The organism is Pseudomonas sp. B6001 (genome assembly GCF_013386015.1).
GTDB lineage: Bacteria > Pseudomonadota > Gammaproteobacteria > Pseudomonadales > Pseudomonadaceae > Aquipseudomonas.
Map to the genome: position 1 here is coordinate 62,358 of NZ_JACAOX010000039.1, position 18,664 is coordinate 81,021.

Annotated in this window: 16 protein-coding genes and 1 other RNA gene; 11 read left to right on the top strand and 6 right to left on the bottom strand. The window is 58.5% G+C overall.

Features of this window, described 5'->3' with window-relative positions; translation table 11 throughout:
* Window positions 1–127: 127 nt before the first annotated feature.
* Together dnaK and grpE are read right to left on the bottom strand one after the other, a co-directional pair.
* Window positions 128–2,044 (bottom strand): molecular chaperone DnaK, encoded by a 1,917-nt coding sequence (gene dnaK / locus HX821_RS28520; protein WP_003212222.1) that lies wholly within the window; start codon window positions 2,042–2,044, stop codon window positions 128–130.
* 102 nt (window positions 2,045–2,146) lie between these two features.
* Window positions 2,147–2,707: a nucleotide exchange factor GrpE gene (gene grpE, locus HX821_RS28525; protein ID WP_003212224.1), complete on the bottom strand. Its 561-nt coding sequence runs from the start codon at window positions 2,705–2,707 to the stop codon at window positions 2,147–2,149.
* Between the two features lie 253 nt (window positions 2,708–2,960).
* Between grpE and recN the strand changes: the two genes are divergently transcribed.
* On the top strand, window positions 2,961–4,634 hold the full coding sequence (recN, locus tag HX821_RS28530) for a DNA repair protein RecN (RefSeq protein ID WP_087693402.1): 1,674 nt from the start codon (window positions 2,961–2,963) through the stop codon (window positions 4,632–4,634).
* A 97-nt stretch (window positions 4,635–4,731) separates the two neighbouring features.
* Here recN and fur read toward each other — a convergent pair whose 3' ends face one another.
* Window positions 4,732–5,136 carry a ferric iron uptake transcriptional regulator gene (fur, locus tag HX821_RS28535; protein WP_003212228.1) on the bottom strand — a complete coding sequence of 135 codons (405 nt, stop codon included), beginning with the start codon at window positions 5,134–5,136 and terminating at the stop codon, window positions 4,732–4,734.
* 98 nt (window positions 5,137–5,234) lie between these two features.
* On the opposite strand from fur, the gene HX821_RS28540 reads away from it, so the two are divergent.
* Window positions 5,235–5,762 (top strand): outer membrane protein assembly factor BamE, encoded by a 528-nt coding sequence (locus HX821_RS28540; RefSeq protein WP_003212232.1) that lies wholly within the window; start codon window positions 5,235–5,237, stop codon window positions 5,760–5,762.
* A gap of 62 nt (window positions 5,763–5,824) precedes the next feature.
* Here the strand turns inward: HX821_RS28540 and HX821_RS28545 are convergent, their stop codons facing one another.
* Entirely contained in the window at window positions 5,825–6,139 is a 315-nt protein-coding gene (locus tag HX821_RS28545; RefSeq protein WP_177009217.1) for an RnfH family protein, read from the bottom strand.
* Window positions 6,132–6,566 (bottom strand): type II toxin-antitoxin system RatA family toxin, encoded by a 435-nt coding sequence (locus HX821_RS28550; protein ID WP_177037066.1) that lies wholly within the window; start codon window positions 6,564–6,566, stop codon window positions 6,132–6,134. Before HX821_RS28550 ends, HX821_RS28545 begins: the two co-directional genes overlap by 8 nt.
* Window positions 6,567–6,734: 168 nt before the next feature.
* Between HX821_RS28550 and smpB the strand changes: the two genes are divergently transcribed.
* Entirely contained in the window at window positions 6,735–7,217 is a 483-nt protein-coding gene (gene smpB, locus HX821_RS28555; protein WP_003212238.1) for an SsrA-binding protein SmpB, read from the top strand.
* A 55-nt stretch (window positions 7,218–7,272) separates the two neighbouring features.
* On the opposite strand, the gene HX821_RS28560 is transcribed toward smpB, so the two are convergent.
* Window positions 7,273–8,040 (bottom strand): FCD domain-containing protein, encoded by a 768-nt coding sequence (locus HX821_RS28560; protein ID WP_003212240.1) that lies wholly within the window; start codon window positions 8,038–8,040, stop codon window positions 7,273–7,275.
* 261 nt (window positions 8,041–8,301) lie between these two features.
* Here HX821_RS28560 and HX821_RS28565 point away from each other — a divergent pair, with 261 nt between their 5' ends.
* The 8 genes from HX821_RS28565 to HX821_RS28600 all read left to right on the top strand — a co-directional run bounded on the left by HX821_RS28565 (window position 8,302) and on the right by HX821_RS28600 (window position 18,520).
* Window positions 8,302–9,996 (top strand): lactate permease LctP family transporter, encoded by a 1,695-nt coding sequence (locus HX821_RS28565; protein ID WP_134325713.1) that lies wholly within the window; start codon window positions 8,302–8,304, stop codon window positions 9,994–9,996.
* A gap of 70 nt (window positions 9,997–10,066) precedes the next feature.
* Window positions 10,067–12,877, top strand: a complete 2,811-nt coding sequence (locus HX821_RS28570; RefSeq protein WP_177037068.1) for an FAD-binding and (Fe-S)-binding domain-containing protein — start codon at window positions 10,067–10,069, stop codon at window positions 12,875–12,877.
* A gap of 186 nt (window positions 12,878–13,063) precedes the next feature.
* The gene (locus HX821_RS28575; protein WP_003212250.1) at window positions 13,064–13,348 is read left to right on the top strand and encodes a hypothetical protein; all 285 of its coding nucleotides are present in this window, start codon (window positions 13,064–13,066) and stop codon (window positions 13,346–13,348) included.
* A 102-nt stretch (window positions 13,349–13,450) separates the two neighbouring features.
* Window positions 13,451–13,844, top strand: a transfer-messenger RNA (tmRNA) gene (gene ssrA, locus HX821_RS28580).
* A 187-nt stretch (window positions 13,845–14,031) separates the two neighbouring features.
* Window positions 14,032–15,288 carry an integrase domain-containing protein gene (locus HX821_RS28585; protein WP_177037070.1) on the top strand — a complete coding sequence of 419 codons (1,257 nt, stop codon included), beginning with the start codon at window positions 14,032–14,034 and terminating at the stop codon, window positions 15,286–15,288.
* 946 nt (window positions 15,289–16,234) lie between these two features.
* The gene (locus HX821_RS28590) at window positions 16,235–17,215 is read left to right on the top strand and encodes an integrase domain-containing protein (RefSeq protein ID WP_177037072.1); all 981 of its coding nucleotides are present in this window, start codon (window positions 16,235–16,237) and stop codon (window positions 17,213–17,215) included.
* Window positions 17,212–17,478 carry a hypothetical protein gene (locus HX821_RS28595; RefSeq protein ID WP_103308917.1) on the top strand — a complete coding sequence of 89 codons (267 nt, stop codon included), beginning with the start codon at window positions 17,212–17,214 and terminating at the stop codon, window positions 17,476–17,478. Before HX821_RS28590 ends, HX821_RS28595 begins: the two co-directional genes overlap by 4 nt.
* A gap of 106 nt (window positions 17,479–17,584) precedes the next feature.
* Complete coding sequence (locus tag HX821_RS28600) at window positions 17,585–18,520, top strand: restriction endonuclease (RefSeq protein WP_177037074.1); 936 nt, start codon at window positions 17,585–17,587, stop codon at window positions 18,518–18,520.
* The last annotated feature ends 144 nt before the right edge of the window (window positions 18,521–18,664 follow it).

Consider the following 18,664-nt stretch of genomic DNA (forward strand, 5'->3'; position numbering starts at 1 on the left):
CCAGCATCCGAGCGTTGTCGCATGCTGTAAAAATTCGCGTACCCCAGACACGCCAACGCGGGAGCAAGCTCCCGCGCGGCGACATCCTACCAGTCACCGCTTGTGAGCGGTCAACCGGGCGACCAAGTTACTTCTGGTCTTTGACTTCTTCGAACTCGGCATCGACAACATCGTCGTGCTTGGCTTCAGGTTCTGCCTGGTGTGCAGCACCATCAGCCGGCTGGCCTTGTTCGGCGTACATTTTCTGAGCCACTGGCGCAGAGACTTTCGACAGCTCTTCAACCTTGGCTTCGATAGCAGCCTTGTCGTCGCCTTTAACGGCGGCTTCCAGGGCAACTACTGCGGCTTCGATTGCAGTTTTCTCTTCGGCAGTCACTTTGTCGCCAGCGTCAGCGATCATTTTGCGAGTCGAGTGAACCAGTGCATCACCCTGGTTACGGGCAGCGGCCAGCTCTTCGAACTTGCGGTCTTCGTCAGCGTTGGCTTCAGCGTCACGGATCATCTGCTGGATTTCTTCCTCGGACAGACCCGAGTTAGCCTTGATCACGATCGACTGAGTCTTGCCGGTGGCCTTGTCTTTGGCGCCTACGTGCAGAATGCCGTTGGCGTCGATGTCGAAGGTCACTTCAATTTGCGGCACGCCACGTGGTGCTGGTGGAATCTCGGCCAGGTCGAACTTGCCCAGGGACTTGTTCTGACCGGCTTGCTTACGCTCACCTTGCAGCACGTGAATGGTCACGGCGCCCTGGTTGTCATCGGCAGTCGAGAACACTTGCGATTTCTTGGTAGGAATCGTGGTGTTTTTCTCGATCAGCGCAGTCATCACGCCGCCCATGGTTTCGATACCCAGGGTCAGCGGGCTTACGTCCAGCAGCAGAACGTCTTTCACGTCGCCGGCCAATACCGCGCCCTGGATGGCAGCACCCATGGCAACTGCTTCGTCCGGGTTCACGTCTTTACGCGCTTCTTTACCGAAGAACTCGGTCACCAGCTTCTGAACCAGTGGCATACGGGTCTGACCGCCCACCAGGATCACGTCGTTGATCGCGCCAACGTCGATACCCGAGTCTTTCAGCGCAATGCGGCAAGGCTCGATGGTGCGTTGAACCAGGTCTTCTACCAGCGCTTCCAGCTTGGCGCGGGAGATTTTCACGTTCAAGTGCTTAGGACCGGTAGCGTCTGCAGTGATGTACGGCAGGTTCACGTCGGTCGAATTGCTCGAAGACAGTTCGATCTTGGCTTTCTCAGCGGCTTCTTTCAGGCGCTGCATGGCCAGCGGGTCACCCTTGAGGTTCATGCCGCTTTCTTTCTTGAATTCGTCAACGAGGTAGTCGATCAGACGAATGTCAAAGTCTTCACCGCCCAGGAACGTGTCACCGTTGGTGGCCAACACTTCGAACTGGTGCTCGCCATCGACTTCAGCGATTTCGATCACGGAAACGTCGAAGGTACCGCCACCCAGGTCGTAAACGATCACAGTGTGGTCGCCCTTGGCCTTGTCCATACCGTAGGCCAGAGCGGCTGCGGTTGGTTCGTTGATGATACGTTTCACGTCCAGGCCAGCAATACGGCCGGCGTCTTTGGTCGCCTGGCGCTGGCTGTCGTTGAAGTAGGCCGGAACGGTGATCACCGCTTCAGTCACGGCTTCACCGAGGTAGTCTTCGGCGGTTTTCTTCATCTTTTTCAAGATTTCAGCCGAGATTTGTGGCGGCGACATTTTCTGGCCGTTCACTTCAACCCAGGCGTCACCGTTGTCAGCCTTGGCGATTTTGTACGGGACCATCTTGATGTCTTTCTGTACGACTTCTTCGTCGAACTTACGACCGATCAGACGCTTCACCGCGTACAGGGTGTTATGCGGATTGGTCACAGCTTGACGCTTGGCGGACTGGCCCACCAGGATTTCGCCGTCGTTGGCATAAGCCACGATGGACGGAGTGGTGCGTGCGCCTTCGGCGTTTTCAATAACTTTGGATACGCCGTTTTCCAGCACGGAGACGCAGGAGTTGGTAGTCCCCAGGTCGATACCGATAATTTTGCCCATGATTTACTCTCCCGAAACTTAGATTTTTTTGCCGCAGCAGTGGTGGCTAACTGCGGCAGTACTTAAACGCTTGACTTATAGATGGGGCCGTTACGACTTATTTCAAGCCTGCTCATCAATAGAAGGTGCAACCGGTGCAGGAGCCTTGCTCACCACAACCATTGCCGGGCGCAGCAAGCGACCGTTGAGCTGGTAACCCTTCTGGAACACCTTCAATACGCTGTTCGGCTCAAGATCAGCGTTTTCCTGCATCGCCATTGCCTGGTGATGCTCGGCATTGAACGGCTCGCCGCCTTGCGGATCGATGGCTTCCAGCTGATAACGCTTCAGGGTGTCCTGGAACATTTTCAGGGTCAGTTCGATCCCTTCGCGCATTGGGCGGATGTTTTCGTCGTCCGGGTTGGACAGCTCAAGGCCACGCTCCAGGCTGTCGATGATCGGCAACAGATCACCGGCAAATTTTTCCAGGGCGAATTTGTGAGCTTTTTCTACATCCTGCTCGGCGCGGCGGCGGACGTTCTGCAGATCGGCGGCAACACGCAACGATTGATCCTGTGCGCCTGCCAATTGCTCTTCGAGCACTTGCACACGAGCGGCCAGGTCTTCACCTGCGGCCTGGTTGGCGTCTGGATTTTGCGTATCCTGCGTCTGTTCGTCAGCCATAGATTTCTCCTTTCAAAATCATGCGCGAACTCGACTCGCGCTTCTGTTCCGGTATATGGGGCCACAATTTTCAGGTTCAAGGGTCGAGGCGTTACCAAAAGTCTTTCACTTGTCCTGGATCAATTCTTATCAATCATTCCCTGTTGCGCTTAAAAAGCGATTTATTCAAGCAAATCGGACTAAGCATCAGGATTGTCACCTTCAAACAAAACACTGTATAAATAACCAGACCTAAAGCCTGGGAGCGGCCGTCATGCTGGTGCACCTGTCCGTACATAACTACGCCATCGTTGAACATCTGGATCTTGAACTGGATCGCGGGATGAGCGTAATCACAGGCGAAACCGGCGCCGGCAAGTCGATCATGCTCGACGCTCTGGGCCTGACCCTGGGTGATCGCGCCGACAGCGGGGTGGTACGCCCGGGCGCCGACAAGGCCGACATCCTCGCCACCTTTGACCTGGCCGATATCCCGGAAGCCGAGGCCTGGCTTGCCGAGCGCGACCTTAACAATGAAGGCCCGTGCATCCTGCGCCGGGTGATCACGGCCGAAGGGCGCTCCCGCGGCTATATAAATGGCACGCCCTGCCCGCTCGGCGATTTGAAAGCCCTGGGCGAACTGCTGATCGATATCCACAGCCAGCATGAACACCAGTCCCTGCTGAAAACCGACACCCATCGCCGACTCCTCGACGAATACGCCGGTGCCACCGATCTTGCGCGCCAGGTGCAATTGGCTGCGCAGCGCTGGCGCCAGACCCGCCAGGAGCTGGAGCGCCTTTCCAACTCCGGCGATGAGCAGCGTGCCCGCCACCAATTGCTTAGCTACCAACTGGAAGAGCTGGAAAGCCTGGGGCTCGGCGAGACGGAACTGGAGCAACTGGAACAGGAACACAAGAACCTCACCAACGCCGAAACCCTGCTGGGCATCTGCCGACAAGTGGTGGAGCAGTGCAGCGAAAGTGATTCCGGCAATGTGCTCAACGCCCTGACTGCAAGCCTGAACCGACTATCCAGCGTGAATAACGCATCAGGCTCGCTGAACGAAGCCACCACCTTGCTGACCAGCGCGCAAATCCAGGTAGAAGAAGCCGTGGGCGAGCTGAACCGTTTCCTCGATCACTTCGATGCCGACCCAGCCCGCCTGCAGGATATAGAAGAGCGCCTGGACACCATCTACACCCTGGCGCGCAAACACCGGATCCAGCCGACCGAAGTCGCAACCATGCAGCAAAAGCTGCTGGATGAAATTGAAACCCTGAACGCCAACGACGAATCCATCGAGCGACTGGGTGAAGAGCTGGCGTCCTTTGCTCGTCATTATCACGAGAAAGCCCGAGAGCTCAGCGACCTGCGCCATCAGGCAGCGACCGGCCTGGCCAGTGCGGTAGAGCAGGAAATCCAGCGCCTGGGCATGCCCGGCGGGCGCTTCACCATCGAGTTGCACACCAACACCAGCAATGAACTGCTGCCCAACGGCCTTGAACAGGTAGAACTGCTGGTCAGCGCGAACCCGGGCCAGCCACTCAAGGCACTGGCAAAGGTAGCTTCCGGCGGCGAGCTGTCGCGGATCAGCCTGGCGATTCAGGTGATCACCGCCCAGACCTCTCGCGTGCCAACACTGGTATTCGATGAAGTGGACGTAGGGATCGGCGGCCCGACTGCCGAGATCGTGGGCCAGTTGCTGCGCCGGCTGGGCGATCGCGGCCAAGTACTGACCGTCACCCACTTGCCACAAGTAGCCGCCCAAGGGCATCAGCACTTGTTCGTGCACAAGGTGCGAGGCAGCGATGCGACCCATACCGCCGTGTCCAAGCTGAACAAGACTGAACGGGTAGAAGAAGTGGCGCGGATGCTCGGCGGCATCGACCTGACCAAGGAGTCCTTGGCCCACGCGAAAAAAATGGTGGTAACCGCGAAGGTCTGAAGCCTGGCTTACCGAGCACTTTTCTTTCTATAGAAAGCACGAAGGCGACCCTAGGGTCGCCTTCGATCGTTTCGCAGAGCGAATCTGCGTAGCTTTCTTACTTTTTCTTACGTATGTAGAGAACCAGATTGTGGTCCACCAAATCGAATCCATGCTGCTCAGCGATCATGTGCTGGAGCTTCTCGATTTCCGGACTGGTGAACTCGATAACCTCATTGGTATCCAGGTCAACCATGTGGTCGTGATGACCGCCGTCGGCCAGTTCGAACACTGCATGACCGCCGTCGAAATTATGACGAACCACCAGTCCTGCTGCTTCAAACTGGGTCAGAACACGGTAAACCGTGGCCAGGCCGACGTCCTCGTTAGACTCCATCAGCGCCTTGTATACATCCTCGGCACTCATGTGGCGCTGCTCAGCAGAATCGAGCATTTGTAGAATCTTGACTCGTGGCAGAGTCACTTTAAGACCGGCTTTGCGTAGTTCGCTATTTTCAACCATGGTTAGCTTTCTCGCGGATGCTGCTTCGCAGCTTCTCTTAATACGGGTATGATCGGCGTTTACGTTGTCCCAGCCAAGATAGTGGAAGTCGCCCACCGATGCAAAACACCAAGCTCTTGCTAACCAGTTTCACCTTTGTGGGACTGCTCGCACTCGCCGGTTGTTCATTCCCCGGGGTTTACAAAATCGACATCCAGCAGGGCAATGTCGTCACGCAGGACATGATAGACCAGTTACGCCCGGGAATGACCCGACGGCAAGTACGGTTTATCATGGGCAATCCCCTGCTGACCGACACATTCCATGCCGATCGCTGGGATTATCTCTATAGCATCCAACCTGGTGGCGGTGAACGCCAGCAGGAGCGGGTCAGTGTCATCTTCAATGGCAATGACCAGCTCGTCAGCCTGTCGGGGGACTTCAAACCGGGCGTAAGCCGCGATGAAGCCTTGCTGGGCAAGGACAACGGCACCACCGCTCCTGCGCCCGCGCAGAACGAGGAGAAGCCGAAGTCCGAAGTACCGGCCAAGCCTGGCTCGTTGCTGGACGAGATCCAGAAAGGCGTCGACGGCGTACAAACCGTTCCGGTGCCGACTCCAGAACCCCTGGATGCCAGCCCGCAATAAGTTTGCAGCGCTCGATAAAAAGCCCGGCATGCCGGGCTTTTTGTTGCCTGCTGTTTCGCAAGCTATGAATTCTGCTGCTTTGCCTTGGCAGCCTTGGCTGCACGCAAACGACGTATCTCCATCGGATCTGCCAGCAATGGCCGATAGATCTCGATTCGGTCTCCAGCCTGCACCACACGCACGTCAGCGTCTGCCACCACCTTGCCGAAAATCCCCAAGGGGCAATCCTGCAGATTCAGCTCCGGAAATTGCGCAGCCATCCCCGAGCCCAACACCGCGGCCCTGAGGGTTGAGCCCGGTGCTACTGCCAGGCTCATCAACACCTGGCGATCCACCGCGGCATACACCACCTCGATTTCAACCAATGGCTCAGCCATGCATTTGCTTGGCGCGCTGGCAAAACGCGTCCACCAGAGTATTCGCCGCCTGATTGAACAGTGGCCCCAGGGTGGCACGCACGATAGGGCCGGCATAGTCGAACGACAGGTCCAGGCTGATCTTGCAGGCTTTCTCGTTCAACGCCTTGAACACCCACACACCGTGCAACTGAGTGAACGGACCTTCTTCGAGATTCATCTCGATGGACTGCCCGGGCACCAGCGTGTTGCGCGTGACAAAGTGCTGGCTCAAGCCGCCCTTTGCCACCCCCACGCTGGCAACCATGTGCGCATCACTGCTCTCCAACACCTCGGCAGTCGAACACCAAGGCAGGAACTCCGGGTAACGCGCCACGTCGTTGACCAGGTCATAGAGCGCCTGTGCCGGATAAGGCAGCAGGGCCGAACGTTGAATATGCGTCGTCATGTGAGCGTTATTTCCACAGCTGAGCGGCAAACATCGCGAAAGGACAACAGGATTCGCGAAAGAAAAAAATCAAAAACCAGCCTGCATTGTCCGGGATTCATTCAACACGCTCAAGCACGCAGGTTGACCGTAGCCGACGCGCTCGCAACTCCCTATAATGCCGCCCCTATGGCTAAACAAAAGAAACACCCAACAGGGACCATCGCGCAAAATAAAAAGGCGCGACACGATTACTTCATCGAACATCGTTTCGAGGCTGGTCTGGTCCTGGCCGGCTGGGAAGTAAAAAGTCTTCGTGCCAGCAAGCTGCAGCTGGTCGACAGTTATGTGCTGCTCAAAGACGGCGAGGCATGGCTGCTCGGCAGTCATATCACGCCGCTGATGACCGCCAGCACCCACGTAATCGCCGACCCGGTGCGCACGCGCAAGCTGTTGCTCAATGCCCGCGAGCTGGAAAAGCTCCACGCCGCCGTGCAGCAAAAGGGCTACGCCTGTGTCTGCCTGTCGTGGTACTGGAGCAAGCACCTGGTCAAGTGCGAGATCGCACTGGGCAAGGGCAAGAAGGAATACGACAAGCGTGATACCGAGCGCGAGCGCGATTCCAACCGGGAATTGCAGCGTGCCGTGCGCAACAAGGGCAAGGAAGACTGACTTTCTTGTGACTTGATGTGGATGACGGAGCCCGCTCCCTCATCCACAGCATTTGCTACATCCCTTTGCGCCGTTCCGCCCGGGCCATGCGCTGAACCTCCTGCCGCACTTCCTCCAGAACTTCCTGCACATACAGCAGGTGACGTGTTGAGACTTCCCGTGCCTGCTCGGCACGCCCCTCGATAATCGCCAGGTAAAGGTCCCGGTGCTGATTGATCAGCATGTCGCGGGTCTCCGTACGCTGCTGGTACATGCCGCCAATGTTGGTCACCACGTTGCGCTTGAGCAGATCAAACAGGCCGCGAATGGTGTGCAGCAATACTGCATTATGGCTGGCCTCGGCGATGGCTAGGTGAAACCTCGCATCCGCCGCCCCCTCTTCCGCCCGACTCACTTCATCCGACCGCGTGTAGCAATCCTGCAACTCCTCGAACGCCGCGGTCAGTCGCTCGCGGTCCACCTCAGTGGCACGCAACGCTGCGTAATACGCGCACGAGGCCTCCAGGGTCTGGCGAAACTCCAGAAGATCACGCTGAGCCTCCGGATTATTTTCCAGCAGATGCAGCAGCGGATCACTGAAGGTTGAACCCAGCGACTCCACCACATAATTGCCACCACCCTGGCGACTGATCAGCAAACCTTTTGCCACCAGCTTCTGGATCGCCTCACGCAACGACGGACGCGACACCCCGAACTGCTCGGCCAGTGCGCGCTCGGCCGGCAAGCGCTCGCCCGACTTCAGCGTGCCCTCAAGGATCATGCCCTCAAGCTGCTCGACGATGTCATCAGACAAACGGCGCTGACGCACCTGATCAAACCCCATAACTCACTCTCCACCATCCCGACCACTCGCCGGGGCCCCTATTCTGGCCTATCGCCGCGTATCCGGCACCTATCAGAACGCCCTCGTTTAAGCCAATCAGCACCCACCAACCCCGACCTACGACCAAAGATTCACAAGCGGCAAATTGACACATCCCCCAGAAGGCTTTTAACCTAGCCAACGGTGATTGTAAATTGGTAATACCAATTACCCAAATCATCCAAGCAGTGCCTGACCAACAACAATTAGGGGCCACCCCATATGCAAACCTGGCAACAGCTCTACAGCCCGCTCGGCAGCCTCGGCCTGTCCGCACTGGCCGCCGTCATTCCCATCGTATTTTTCTTCCTGGCCCTGGCGGTGTTTCGCCTCAAAGGCCACGTTGCGGGCAGCATCACCCTGGCACTGTCGATCCTGGTGGCGATCTTTGCCTTCCAGATGCCGGTCGACATGGCGCTCGCCGCCGCCGGTTATGGCTTCGCCTACGGCCTATGGCCAATCGCCTGGATCATCGTCGCCGCCGTATTCCTGTACAAACTGACGGTCAAGAGCGGCCAGTTCGAAATCATCCGCAGCTCCGTGCTGTCGATTACCGACGACCAGCGCCTGCAAGTGCTGCTGATCGGCTTCTGCTTCGGCGCGTTCCTGGAAGGCGCCGCCGGTTTCGGTGCACCGGTGGCGATTACTGCCGCACTGCTGGTAGGCCTGGGTTTCAATCCGCTGTATGCCGCCGGCCTGTGCCTGATTGCCAACACCGCCCCCGTTGCGTTCGGCGCACTGGGGATTCCGATCATCGTGGCCGGGCAAGTGACCGGGATCGACGCGTTCAAGATCGGCGCCATGGCCGGTCGCCAATTGCCGCTGCTGTCGTTGTTCGTGCCGTTCTGGCTGGTGTTCATGATGGACGGGCTGCGCGGCGTCAAGGAAACCTGGCCTGCCGCGCTGGTTGCGGGCCTGAGCTTCGCCGTTACCCAGTTCTTCACCTCGAACTTCATCGGCCCGGAACTGCCGGACATCACCTCGGCCCTGGCCAGCCTGATTTCCCTGACCCTGTTCCTGAAAGTCTGGCAGCCCAAGCGCAGTGCCGGCGCGCAAATCGTTGGCGCAACGTCCGGCACTGCCGTCACTGCCAGCGCCGGTGGCTTTGGCCTGCCGCGCAACACCCTGGCTTCGCCTTACAGCCTGGGGGAAATTTTCAAGGCCTGGTCGCCGTTCCTGATCCTGACCGTGCTGGTCACCATCTGGACCCTCAAGCCCTTCAAGGCGATGTTCGCCGCCGGCGGCGCGATGTACAGCTCGGTATTCAACTTTGCGATCCCGCACCTGGATCAACTGGTGATCAAGGTTGCGCCCATCGTTGCCACCCCGACGGCAATCCCGGCGGTATTCAAGCTTGATCCGATTTCCGCGACCGGCACGGCGATTTTCTTCTCCGCCCTGGTTTCGATGCTGGTGCTGAAGATCGATTTCAAAACTGGTCTGACCACCTTGAAAGAAACCTTTTATGAGCTGCGCTGGCCGATCCTTTCCATCGGCATGGTGCTGGCCTTTGCCTTCGTCACCAACTATTCGGGCATGTCATCAACCATGGCCCTGGTGCTGGCGGCTACCGGCGCAGCATTCCCGTTCTTCTCGCCATTCCTTGGCTGGCTCGGGGTATTCCTGACGGGTTCTGATACTTCATCCAACGCCCTGTTCAGCTCGCTGCAAGCCACCACCGCGCACCAGATCGGCGTCAACGACACCTTGCTGGTAGCGGCGAACACCAGCGGCGGCGTGACCGGCAAGATGATCTCGCCGCAGTCGATTGCCGTGGCATGCGCCGCGACTGGCCTGGTGGGCAAGGAATCCGACCTGTTCCGCTTTACCCTCAAGCACAGCCTGTTTTTCGCGACGATCGTCGGGCTGATCACCTTGGCCCAGGCTTACTGGTTCACCGGTATGCTGGTGCACTAAGACCTGCACGCGATAGGGTAAGAACCGACGCCGGGCAGCGATTCCGGCGTCTGCTATTTCTGGAGGACCGATGAGCCTGCCTGCTGCTTTTCTGAGCGACGCCGCACAACTGATCCCGAAAGATCGTCGTTTCGACGATCCACTTTCCACCCTCGCCTTCGGCACCGACGCCAGCTTTTACCGACTGATCCCACAACTGGTGATCCGTGTCGAGTCGGAAGATGAGGTGGCGGCGCTGCTGCAACTGGCTCAACGCGATCGCGTGCCGGTGACCTTTCGTGCGGCGGGCACCAGCCTTTCCGGACAGGCCATCAGCGACTCGGTACTGATCGTGCTGGGGGACAATTGGAACGGGCGCGAGATTCGCGGCCAGGGCACACAAATTCGTCTGCAGCCCGGCGTGATCGGGGCGCAAGCCAACGCCTGGCTGGCGCCATTCGGGCGCAAAATCGGTCCGGATCCGGCGTCGATCAATGCCTGCAAAATTGGCGGCATCGTCGCCAACAATGCCAGCGGCATGTGCTGCGGCACGGCCCAGAATACCTACCACACCCTGGCGGGCATTCGCTTGGTGCTGGCCGACGGCAGCCGCCTGGACACGGAAGATCCGGCCAGTGTCGCGGCCTTTCGCCAACGCCATGGCGAGCTGCTTGACCGCCTGGCGGCACTCGGTCGAGAAACCCGGGCAAACGCTGAACTGGCTGCAAAAATCCGCCACAAATACCGTCTGAAAAATACCACCGGGTTGTCACTCAACGCCCTGGTGGATTTCGACAAGCCACTGGATATCCTCAGCCATTTGCTGGTCGGCTCCGAAGGCACCCTGGGCTTTATCAGCGCAGTGACCTACGACACGGTGATCGACCACCCGAACAAAGCCTCGGCCCTGATCGTGTTCCCGGATGTGGAAACCTGCTGCAACGCGGTGACCGTACTCAAAACCCAACCTGTTTCAGCGGTTGAACTACTGGACCGGCGCAGCATGCGTTCGGTGCAGGACAAACCCGGCATGCCGGCTTTCGTACAGCAGCTATCGGAAAATGCCTGCGCCCTGTTGATCGAATCCCGCGCCGCCTCGCCCTCATTGCTGCATGAGCAACTGGCGCTGATCATGGCTTCCCTGGCCAGCTTCCCAGTGGAGAAACAAGTCGACTTCACCGAAGACCCAGTGGAAAACGCCCGCCTGTGGGCGATCCGCAAAGACACCTTCCCCGCCGTGGGCGCCGTGCGTAAAACCGGCACCACCGTGATCATTGAAGACGTGACCTTCCCGGTGGAACAATTGGCCATCGGCGTCAATCGCCTGATCGAGCTGTTCGACAAACATCACTACGATGAAGCGATCCTTTTCGGACACGCCCTTGAAGGCAATCTGCACTTCGTCTTCACCCAAGGCTTCAACAGCGCGGAAGAAGTCGCACGCTACCAGGCGTTCATGGACGACGTCGCCCAGTTGGTGGCCGTGGAGTTTGGCGGCTCGCTGAAGGCCGAGCACGGTACCGGTCGCAACATGGCGCCCTTTGTCGAGCTGGAATGGGGCAGCGATGCCTACCAATTGATGTGGCAGCTCAAGCGCCTGCTCGACCCCAATGGCATTCTCAACCCGGACGTGGTGCTCAGCGAAGACCCGCAAATCCACCTCAAGCACCTCAAGCCCCTGCCTGCCGCCGACGAGCTTGTGGATAAGTGCATCGAGTGCGGCTTCTGCGAACCTGTATGCCCGTCGAAAGGACTGACCCTGAGCCCGCGCCAGCGCATTGTGATCTGGCGCGATATCCAGGCCAGGAAACGCGCCGGTATCGACACCACTGAACTGGAAGCGGCGTATCAATACCAGGGCATCGATACCTGCGCGGCCACCGGGCTTTGCGCCCAACGCTGCCCGGTAGGCATCAATACCGGCGACCTGGTGAAAAAGCTGCGCGGCCGCGACGCCGACCGTACGAAAACCGCCGAATGGTTGTCGACGCATTTCGCCACGGCACTGCAAGGTGCGCGCTTCACCCTGCACGTAGCCAACGGCGCGCGCATGCTGCTGGGCGCGCCGCGACTGGCGAAGCTCTCGGCCACGGTAACCCGGCTGTCCAAGGGGCAAATCCCCCAATGGACCAACGCCATGCCGCAACCGGAAAAGGCCATTCGCTTCAGCCCCGCCGTGAGCGATGAGCGACCCCGCGTGGTGTACCTCGCCGCCTGCGTATCACGCGCGATGGGCCCGGCAGCCGGCGACCACGAACAGATGTCGCTGTACGACAAAACCCGTGGCCTGCTGGAAAAAGCCGGTTATCAGGTAGTCTTCCCCGACAATCAGGACAACCTCTGCTGCGGCCAACCATTCGCATCCAAGGGCTACGCCGAACAAGCCGAACACAAACGCCAGGAACTGATCGGCGCCCTGCTCCACGCCAGCCGTGGCGGCCTCGACCCGATCTACTGCGACACCAGCCCGTGCACCCTGCGCCTGGTCCAGGACCTGGCCGAAACCCGGCTCGACCTCTACGACCCCGTGCGTTTTATCCGCACCCACCTGATGGACCGCCTCGACTTCACCCCCCAGGAAGCCCCGATCGCCGTGCACGTCACCTGCAGCACCCAACACCTGGGAGAGAGCCAGGCGCTGATCGACCTGGCCAGGCAGTGCAGCAAAAACGTGGTGATCCCCGAAGGCATTCATTGCTGCGGGTTTGCCGGCGACAAAGGCTTCACCACGCCAGAGCTGAACGCCCACTCACTGCGCAGCCTGAAGGACGCCGTGCAGTATTGCAGCGAGGGCATCTCCACCAGCCGTACGTGTGAGATTGGCCTGACACAACACGGTGGAATTGATTACCACGGCCTGGTGTACCTGGTGGATCGAGTAACCCAGGCGCGCGCCCACTAGGGCCGCCCTCTTTGGGTGCAAAACCTAATGATTTCGGGGTTTTTCGACTAATCCAGCGACAAAACAGAACCCCTGCGCGCCGGCGTAGTCATCTGCATAGGCCTCGACAAACGAGGCTCATCAGTGACCTCGCTGGCTGCACGGAAAACCGGCAGCATCGAGCCCTATTTGCACAAGGAGATACCCATGAAGCGTTCCGCTCTTGCTGGTTTGTTCATTACCGCTGCGATGCTGGCGTCCCCCGCGTTTGCGGCCGGAACAAAAGACGATCTGTGCCAAATCAACCTGGACAAAATCAACAACGGTAAAGCGTTGCTCGCCACCGACACCAGCGGCAAATCTGGCGAAATCGACACCGCCGTTTCCCAAGCCAAGGCAGCCCATGCGGCAGGCGATGACAAGAAATGCATCGAGATCACCTCCAAGGCCCTGCAAAGCCTGCAAGACACGGACAAAGGCGGCAATCAGTAACTCGCTGATTGCTCAGGCCAACCTTCGGGTTGGCCTTCTGTGACCGATTGACGTACACTGCACAGGCTTGTCACTCACTAAGAAACAACGAGTTATAAGCACGGGGCCGTTTAGGATTCGACGCCGGTTGCGAAACTTTAGGTGCATGCCGAGTTGGTAACAGAACTCGTAAATCCACTGTTGCAACTTCTTATAGTTGCCAATGACGAAACCTACGGGGAATACGCTCTCGCTGCGTAAGCAGCCTTAGCCCTTCCCTCCTGGTACCTTCGGGTCCAGCAATCATCAGGGGATGTCTGTAAACCCAAAGTGATTGTCATATAGAACAGAATCGCCGTGCAGTACGTTGTGGACGAAGCGGCTAAAACTTACACAACTCGCCCAAAGCACCCTGCCCTTCGGGTCGCTGAGGGTTAACTTAATAGAAACGGCTACGCATGTAGTACCGACAGCGGAGTACTGGCGGACGGGGGTTCAAATCCCCCCGGCTCCACCACTTCATCATCTAAAGACGTCCACGGACGTCTTTTTTTGTGCCTGCGATCCAGTAAATCCGCGGCCTCCAGCGCTTTTTCGGTCTTTTGAGAGTTTTTGAGTTCCAGCCATTCGGGTATTCCAGACAGTATTCCAGCTCATCCGGTGCTAATCTTTGGAATACCGAATCAGTGCCTGAGGACAATCTCATGCCGGCTCAAAATCTCCGCCTCTCCGATCGACAGCTCAAGGGAGTCAAACCCGCGTCCAAGGATTACGTCCTCACCGACGGTGACGGTTTGCAGCTCCGCGTACGCAGCAACGGCTCGTTGCTGTGGAATTTCAACTACCGCGAACCGGTGACCAAAAAGCGCATCAACATCGGCTTCGGGACCTACCCCGAACTGTCACTAGCGAATGCACGAAAGATGGCAGTCGATGCGCGCGAGCTGCTTGCACAGGGCATTGATCCGAAGGTGCAGCGCGATACGCTGAATGAGGCGAAGCGCGCAGAAACGGAACATACCTTCGAGAACGTGGCCACCGCCTGGTTCGAGCTTAAGAAAGACTCGGTCACCCCGGCCTACGCCGAGGACATCTGGCGGTCGCTCACGCTGCATGTGCTCCCCGACTTGAAAACGACACCACTGGTGAAAATCACCGCGCCGATGGTGATCGGATTACTGCGCCCTATCGAAGCGAAAGGCAGCCTGGAGACGGTCAAACGTCTTAGCCAGCGGCTTAACGAGATCATGACCTACGGGGTGAACTCCGGTCTGATCTTCGCCAACCCACTCAGCGGCATCAGGGCAGTATTCAAGAAGCCCAAGAAAGAGAATATGGCTGCGCTTCCGCCCGAAGAGCTCCCCGAACTCATGCTGGAGATCGCGAACGCCAGTATCAAACGCACCACCCGCTGCCTGATCGAATGGCAGCTGCACACGATGACTCGCCCCGCCGAGGCGGCGACTACTCGTTGGGCAGACATCGACTTCGAGAGGCGTGTTTGGACTATCCCACCGGAGCGGATGAAAAAACGCCGCCCTCACAGCATCCCGTTGAGTGATCACGCGGTCGCACTGTTGGAGTCACTGAGGACTCACAGCGGTCATCGCGAGTACGTCTTCCCGGCCGACAGAAATCCACGCACCCACGCCAATAGCCAGACCGCCAACATGGCGTTAAAACGTATGGGCTTCCAAGATCGGTTGGTCAGCCACGGCATGCGTTCGATGGCAAGCACCATCTTGAATGAACATGGCTGGGACCCGGAGCTCATCGAGGTGGCCCTGGCGCACGTCGACAAGGATGAGGTGCGGAGCGCCTACAACCGAGCCGACTACATCGAGCGACGGCGCCCGATGATGGCTTGGTGGAGTGAGTACATCCAGAAAGCCGCGACCGGCAGCATGCTCGCCTCTGCATACGGCCAAGCCAGAGACAAGAACGTGGTGCCGATCCGCTAGCGCTGTACAGGCTCAATAACGGTAGCAACAACAACTGAGCGCTCGAGATTCAGGGCAAGCAGTCTCGTTTATCCGCTTGTAAGCGCGGGTCCTTCCAAACAGGGCTGCAAAGCCGCCCTGTTTGGAAGGACCTCACTTTGAAAAACTAAAAGCCACGACGTTGTCCGGGGTTTACCACGGAATTCCATATGTGGATAACCTCACTCCAAGTCCAGAGTAACGCTGAATTTCGGCCCTTGACCGGATTTATTCACAAGCGTAGAACTGGCCGTGCAAGCGCTGTCGTTGACAGCACCCCAGGTGGCCCGAACCTTCAAGGTCACGCCGCTACCGCGGTGGTTCTCCCCTAATGGCGATTCGCGTCCGGCAGCTCGCCCGGTCACCTCCCCGGTGATGGATGCCTACTTCAGATCATGGCCCTCATGCGCCAGACGACTACTCCGCTGCCCTGCAGCAACCTATCCGCTTGGCCGAATCTTGCGCCAACCTGCGCCCGTCTCTTTCTCCTGGAAAGAGACGGGCGCTTCTAACACTGCTGCAGCCCACATCGCACTTGGCTTTGCGGCAACTCCCCTCGTGACAATTGGCGTGACAAACGCCGATGTCACCAGCAACAGCCATGCAGATGATGGTGCCGCGGACCACGGAATGGACTGTACCTGACTGACAGTCAGGCATGCCCCGGTCATCGCATCGCTGCTTTCACCCGGCTCAGGATCTCGCGGCACTGGTCTCGTCAGCCAATGCAGCCTCCACCCGCCCACCTGTAACGGTGCTCAGGAGACCAGATCATGAGATGCCCTTGCTCCCGGTCGTAAGGAGCCGCCAGTCCTGCGTGAGTGGACACCCCCACAGGCCGCAGGGGCCTTGATCCCTGATAACACTCAGCACTCTTGGCGGGAAGACGTGGGGTGAGGACGGGAGAACGAAACGTGAGGTGACCGACATGGCATTAGTGGGTAGGCGCGATGGTCGTAATTTCGGTTACGGCAGGCAGTTGAGCTATGCAGCACCGCAGGCGCTAAAAGATATGTTCGGCTGTGGCCACTACGGCACGGTTAAAGCGCACTGTGATCGGTGGCTGGCATTCGTGAAGTGGTGCCGCTCCGAACAGGGGCCCGGTATCAATGATGCGCGGCAGATTGATCGGAAGGTGTTGGCCGACTATGCGGCGTATCTTCGCGACGTGGTTAGGCGCGGTGACCTCGCCGTCAGCACCGCTCAAAACCGGCTCTCCAGCGTTAACAGGACCATGGCAGCGCTACGCGGTGATCAGTGCGTGAAGTTGCCCAATCCGAGCAAGGCGTTGGGTATGCAGCGCACCGGGGTTCGTCACACGATCCCGCAGGGCCAGGATCGCGAACAGGTTAAGCAGATCGTCGATGCGCTTTGCCGCCACCATCAGCTACGCGCCGCCGCTGTCGTCCTATTGGCGCGAGCCACCGGCATGCGCTTACGTGAGGCCATCTTGGCTGACCTGCCACGGTTGAGCCATGAGGCTAATGTCCTAGGCAGGATTAACATTCAGGATGGCACCAAAGGCGGTCGCGCCGGCGCCTCGGCACCAAGTTGGATTGCGGTGGACGACCATGTTCGAGGTGCACTTGGGTTTGCACGGCAGGTGTCACCTGCGGGTAGCCGCAACCTGATTGCACCAAACGAACGTTACCTGGAGGTTCTGCAAGAATTCGTCCGACCTGCGCAGGGCATCCTCCATGAGCACAACCTCAAAGGCTTTCATGAGCTACGAGCGGCGTACGCATGTGAGCGCTACGAGCACATAACCCAATACCCCGCGCCAATCAATGGCGGCCAATGCTGCCAGGTAGACAGGAACCTTGATCGAGAGGCCCGACGACAAATTAGCTATGAGCTGGGGCACGGGCGGATCGACGTGGTCGCTGCCTACATTGGAGGGTGCGCATGAGCAAGTCATTCGACATGGAGCTGTTCTTGTCTGCGGTGTTGACGGGCTCGCACGCAACTCGACAACGCCATGTACGACAGGCGAAAATCATTCAGGCTGAGATTGCAGAGCGCTGGCAGCGAGAAACGCCTTGGACTTGGCAGCGGAAGCATGTGATTTGGTTCCTAGAAAAGCGTCTAGCCCGGCGCAGCAATGCAACGCGGTATTACTACCTCCTAACCCTGCGACTGCTCGCTCGTCGCTTAGAAAAGTCATGGGTATGAATATGGTAGGCAGCGCGTTGAGATCAGCAATTTGGCTCACTAAGACAAAGCGCAGTCGCTGAGCTGCTACGTTGGACTAAGCCTCTCATCAGGAATAGAAAGAGCCATGTCAGTCCCGACCTACGACCAGTTCATAGAGCCCATCCTACGTTTTCTCGCCACACTCCCTGACGGTTCCTCCGCGAGCGAGGCTCACGAAGCCGCCGCCATGTCTCTTGGCCTGAGCGAGTCACAGCGGCAGGAGACCATCGCAAGTGGCCAGGCCACCTACAAGAATCGATCAGGCTGGGCGCATGATCGGCTAAAGCGTGCTGGCTACTCCAGCAGCGCCAAGCGTGGCTACTGGCAGCTGACCGACACCGGCCGCGCATTCGCCCAGGCCAACCCACCCCCGTTGAGCCCAGAGCAAGTCGAGCACCTAGCTGTGAACTTCATGAGCGTGAAGCTGAAGACAGCACCGGACGCCGCCTCGCTGGATGAAAGCAGCGACACGTCAGAGCCTATTGCCAAAGCCGGCCTCGCCACTAGCAGCCCGCAGGAGCGCCTAAACCAAGCCATCCTTGAGCTGCGCACCAGCGTCGCGGGAGACCTGCTGGACAATTTGCTGCAAGCCAGCCCTACGCGCTTCGAGCACATCGTACTCGACGTGCTGCACAGCCTGGGCTATGGCGCGAACCGGCAGGCTCTGCAACAAGTCGGCGGCAGTGGCGACGGTGGCATCGACGGCGTCATCTCACTGGACGCACTGGGGCTGGAAAAGGTCTACGTGCAGGCCAAGCGCTGGCAGAACACTGTCGGGCGTCCCGACCTGCAAGCGTTTTATGGCGCCCTGGCCGGGCAGAAAGCCAAACGCGGTGTATTCATTACCACCTCTGGCTTCACCGCCCAGGCCGTTGACTTCGCGCACTCGGTCGAGGGGCTGGTACTGGTCGACGGTAAACGCTTGGTAAACTTGATGCTCGACCACGAGGTGGGGGTCAGCTCGCAGCTTTGCAAAGTGCCCAGGCTCGATAGCGATTACTTCGACGAATCGCTCGTCTAAGCCGACGCTCGACAGCCCAAATCCATTGTAAGCAATTCATAGACCCCGTTACATGAAAAATCAAAAGAGGCAACTTCAAAAAATAGGGGACAAGATTTATTGCTCATCATCAAGCGCAGACCAAATAAAACTCTCCCGTTGTTG

Bases quoted from the DNA above. Each gene is read 5' to 3' on its own strand.
- HX821_RS28550 (WP_177037066.1), bottom strand. From the start codon at position 6,566: ATGACGACGCATATTCAACGTTCGGCCCTGCTGCCTTATCCGGCACAG.
- HX821_RS28600 (WP_177037074.1), top strand. From the start codon at position 17,585: ATGTCAGTCCCGACCTACGACCAGTTCATAGAGCCCATCCTACGTTTT.
- grpE (WP_003212224.1), bottom strand. From the start codon at position 2,707: ATGGCTGACGAACAGACGCAGGATACGCAAAATCCAGACGCCAACCAG.
- dnaK (WP_003212222.1), bottom strand. From the start codon at position 2,044: ATGGGCAAAATTATCGGTATCGACCTGGGGACTACCAACTCCTGCGTC.
- HX821_RS28565 (WP_134325713.1), top strand. From the start codon at position 8,302: ATGCAAACCTGGCAACAGCTCTACAGCCCGCTCGGCAGCCTCGGCCTG.
- HX821_RS28590 (WP_177037072.1), top strand. From the start codon at position 16,235: ATGGCATTAGTGGGTAGGCGCGATGGTCGTAATTTCGGTTACGGCAGG.
- HX821_RS28595 (WP_103308917.1), top strand. From the start codon at position 17,212: ATGAGCAAGTCATTCGACATGGAGCTGTTCTTGTCTGCGGTGTTGACG.
- HX821_RS28585 (WP_177037070.1), top strand. From the start codon at position 14,032: ATGCCGGCTCAAAATCTCCGCCTCTCCGATCGACAGCTCAAGGGAGTC.
- recN (WP_087693402.1), top strand. From the start codon at position 2,961: ATGCTGGTGCACCTGTCCGTACATAACTACGCCATCGTTGAACATCTG.
- HX821_RS28570 (WP_177037068.1), top strand. From the start codon at position 10,067: ATGAGCCTGCCTGCTGCTTTTCTGAGCGACGCCGCACAACTGATCCCG.
- HX821_RS28540 (WP_003212232.1), top strand. From the start codon at position 5,235: ATGCAAAACACCAAGCTCTTGCTAACCAGTTTCACCTTTGTGGGACTG.
- HX821_RS28560 (WP_003212240.1), bottom strand. From the start codon at position 8,040: ATGGGGTTTGATCAGGTGCGTCAGCGCCGTTTGTCTGATGACATCGTC.
- HX821_RS28575 (WP_003212250.1), top strand. From the start codon at position 13,064: ATGAAGCGTTCCGCTCTTGCTGGTTTGTTCATTACCGCTGCGATGCTG.
- fur (WP_003212228.1), bottom strand. From the start codon at position 5,136: ATGGTTGAAAATAGCGAACTACGCAAAGCCGGTCTTAAAGTGACTCTG.
- HX821_RS28545 (WP_177009217.1), bottom strand. From the start codon at position 6,139: ATGGCTGAGCCATTGGTTGAAATCGAGGTGGTGTATGCCGCGGTGGAT.
- smpB (WP_003212238.1), top strand. From the start codon at position 6,735: ATGGCTAAACAAAAGAAACACCCAACAGGGACCATCGCGCAAAATAAA.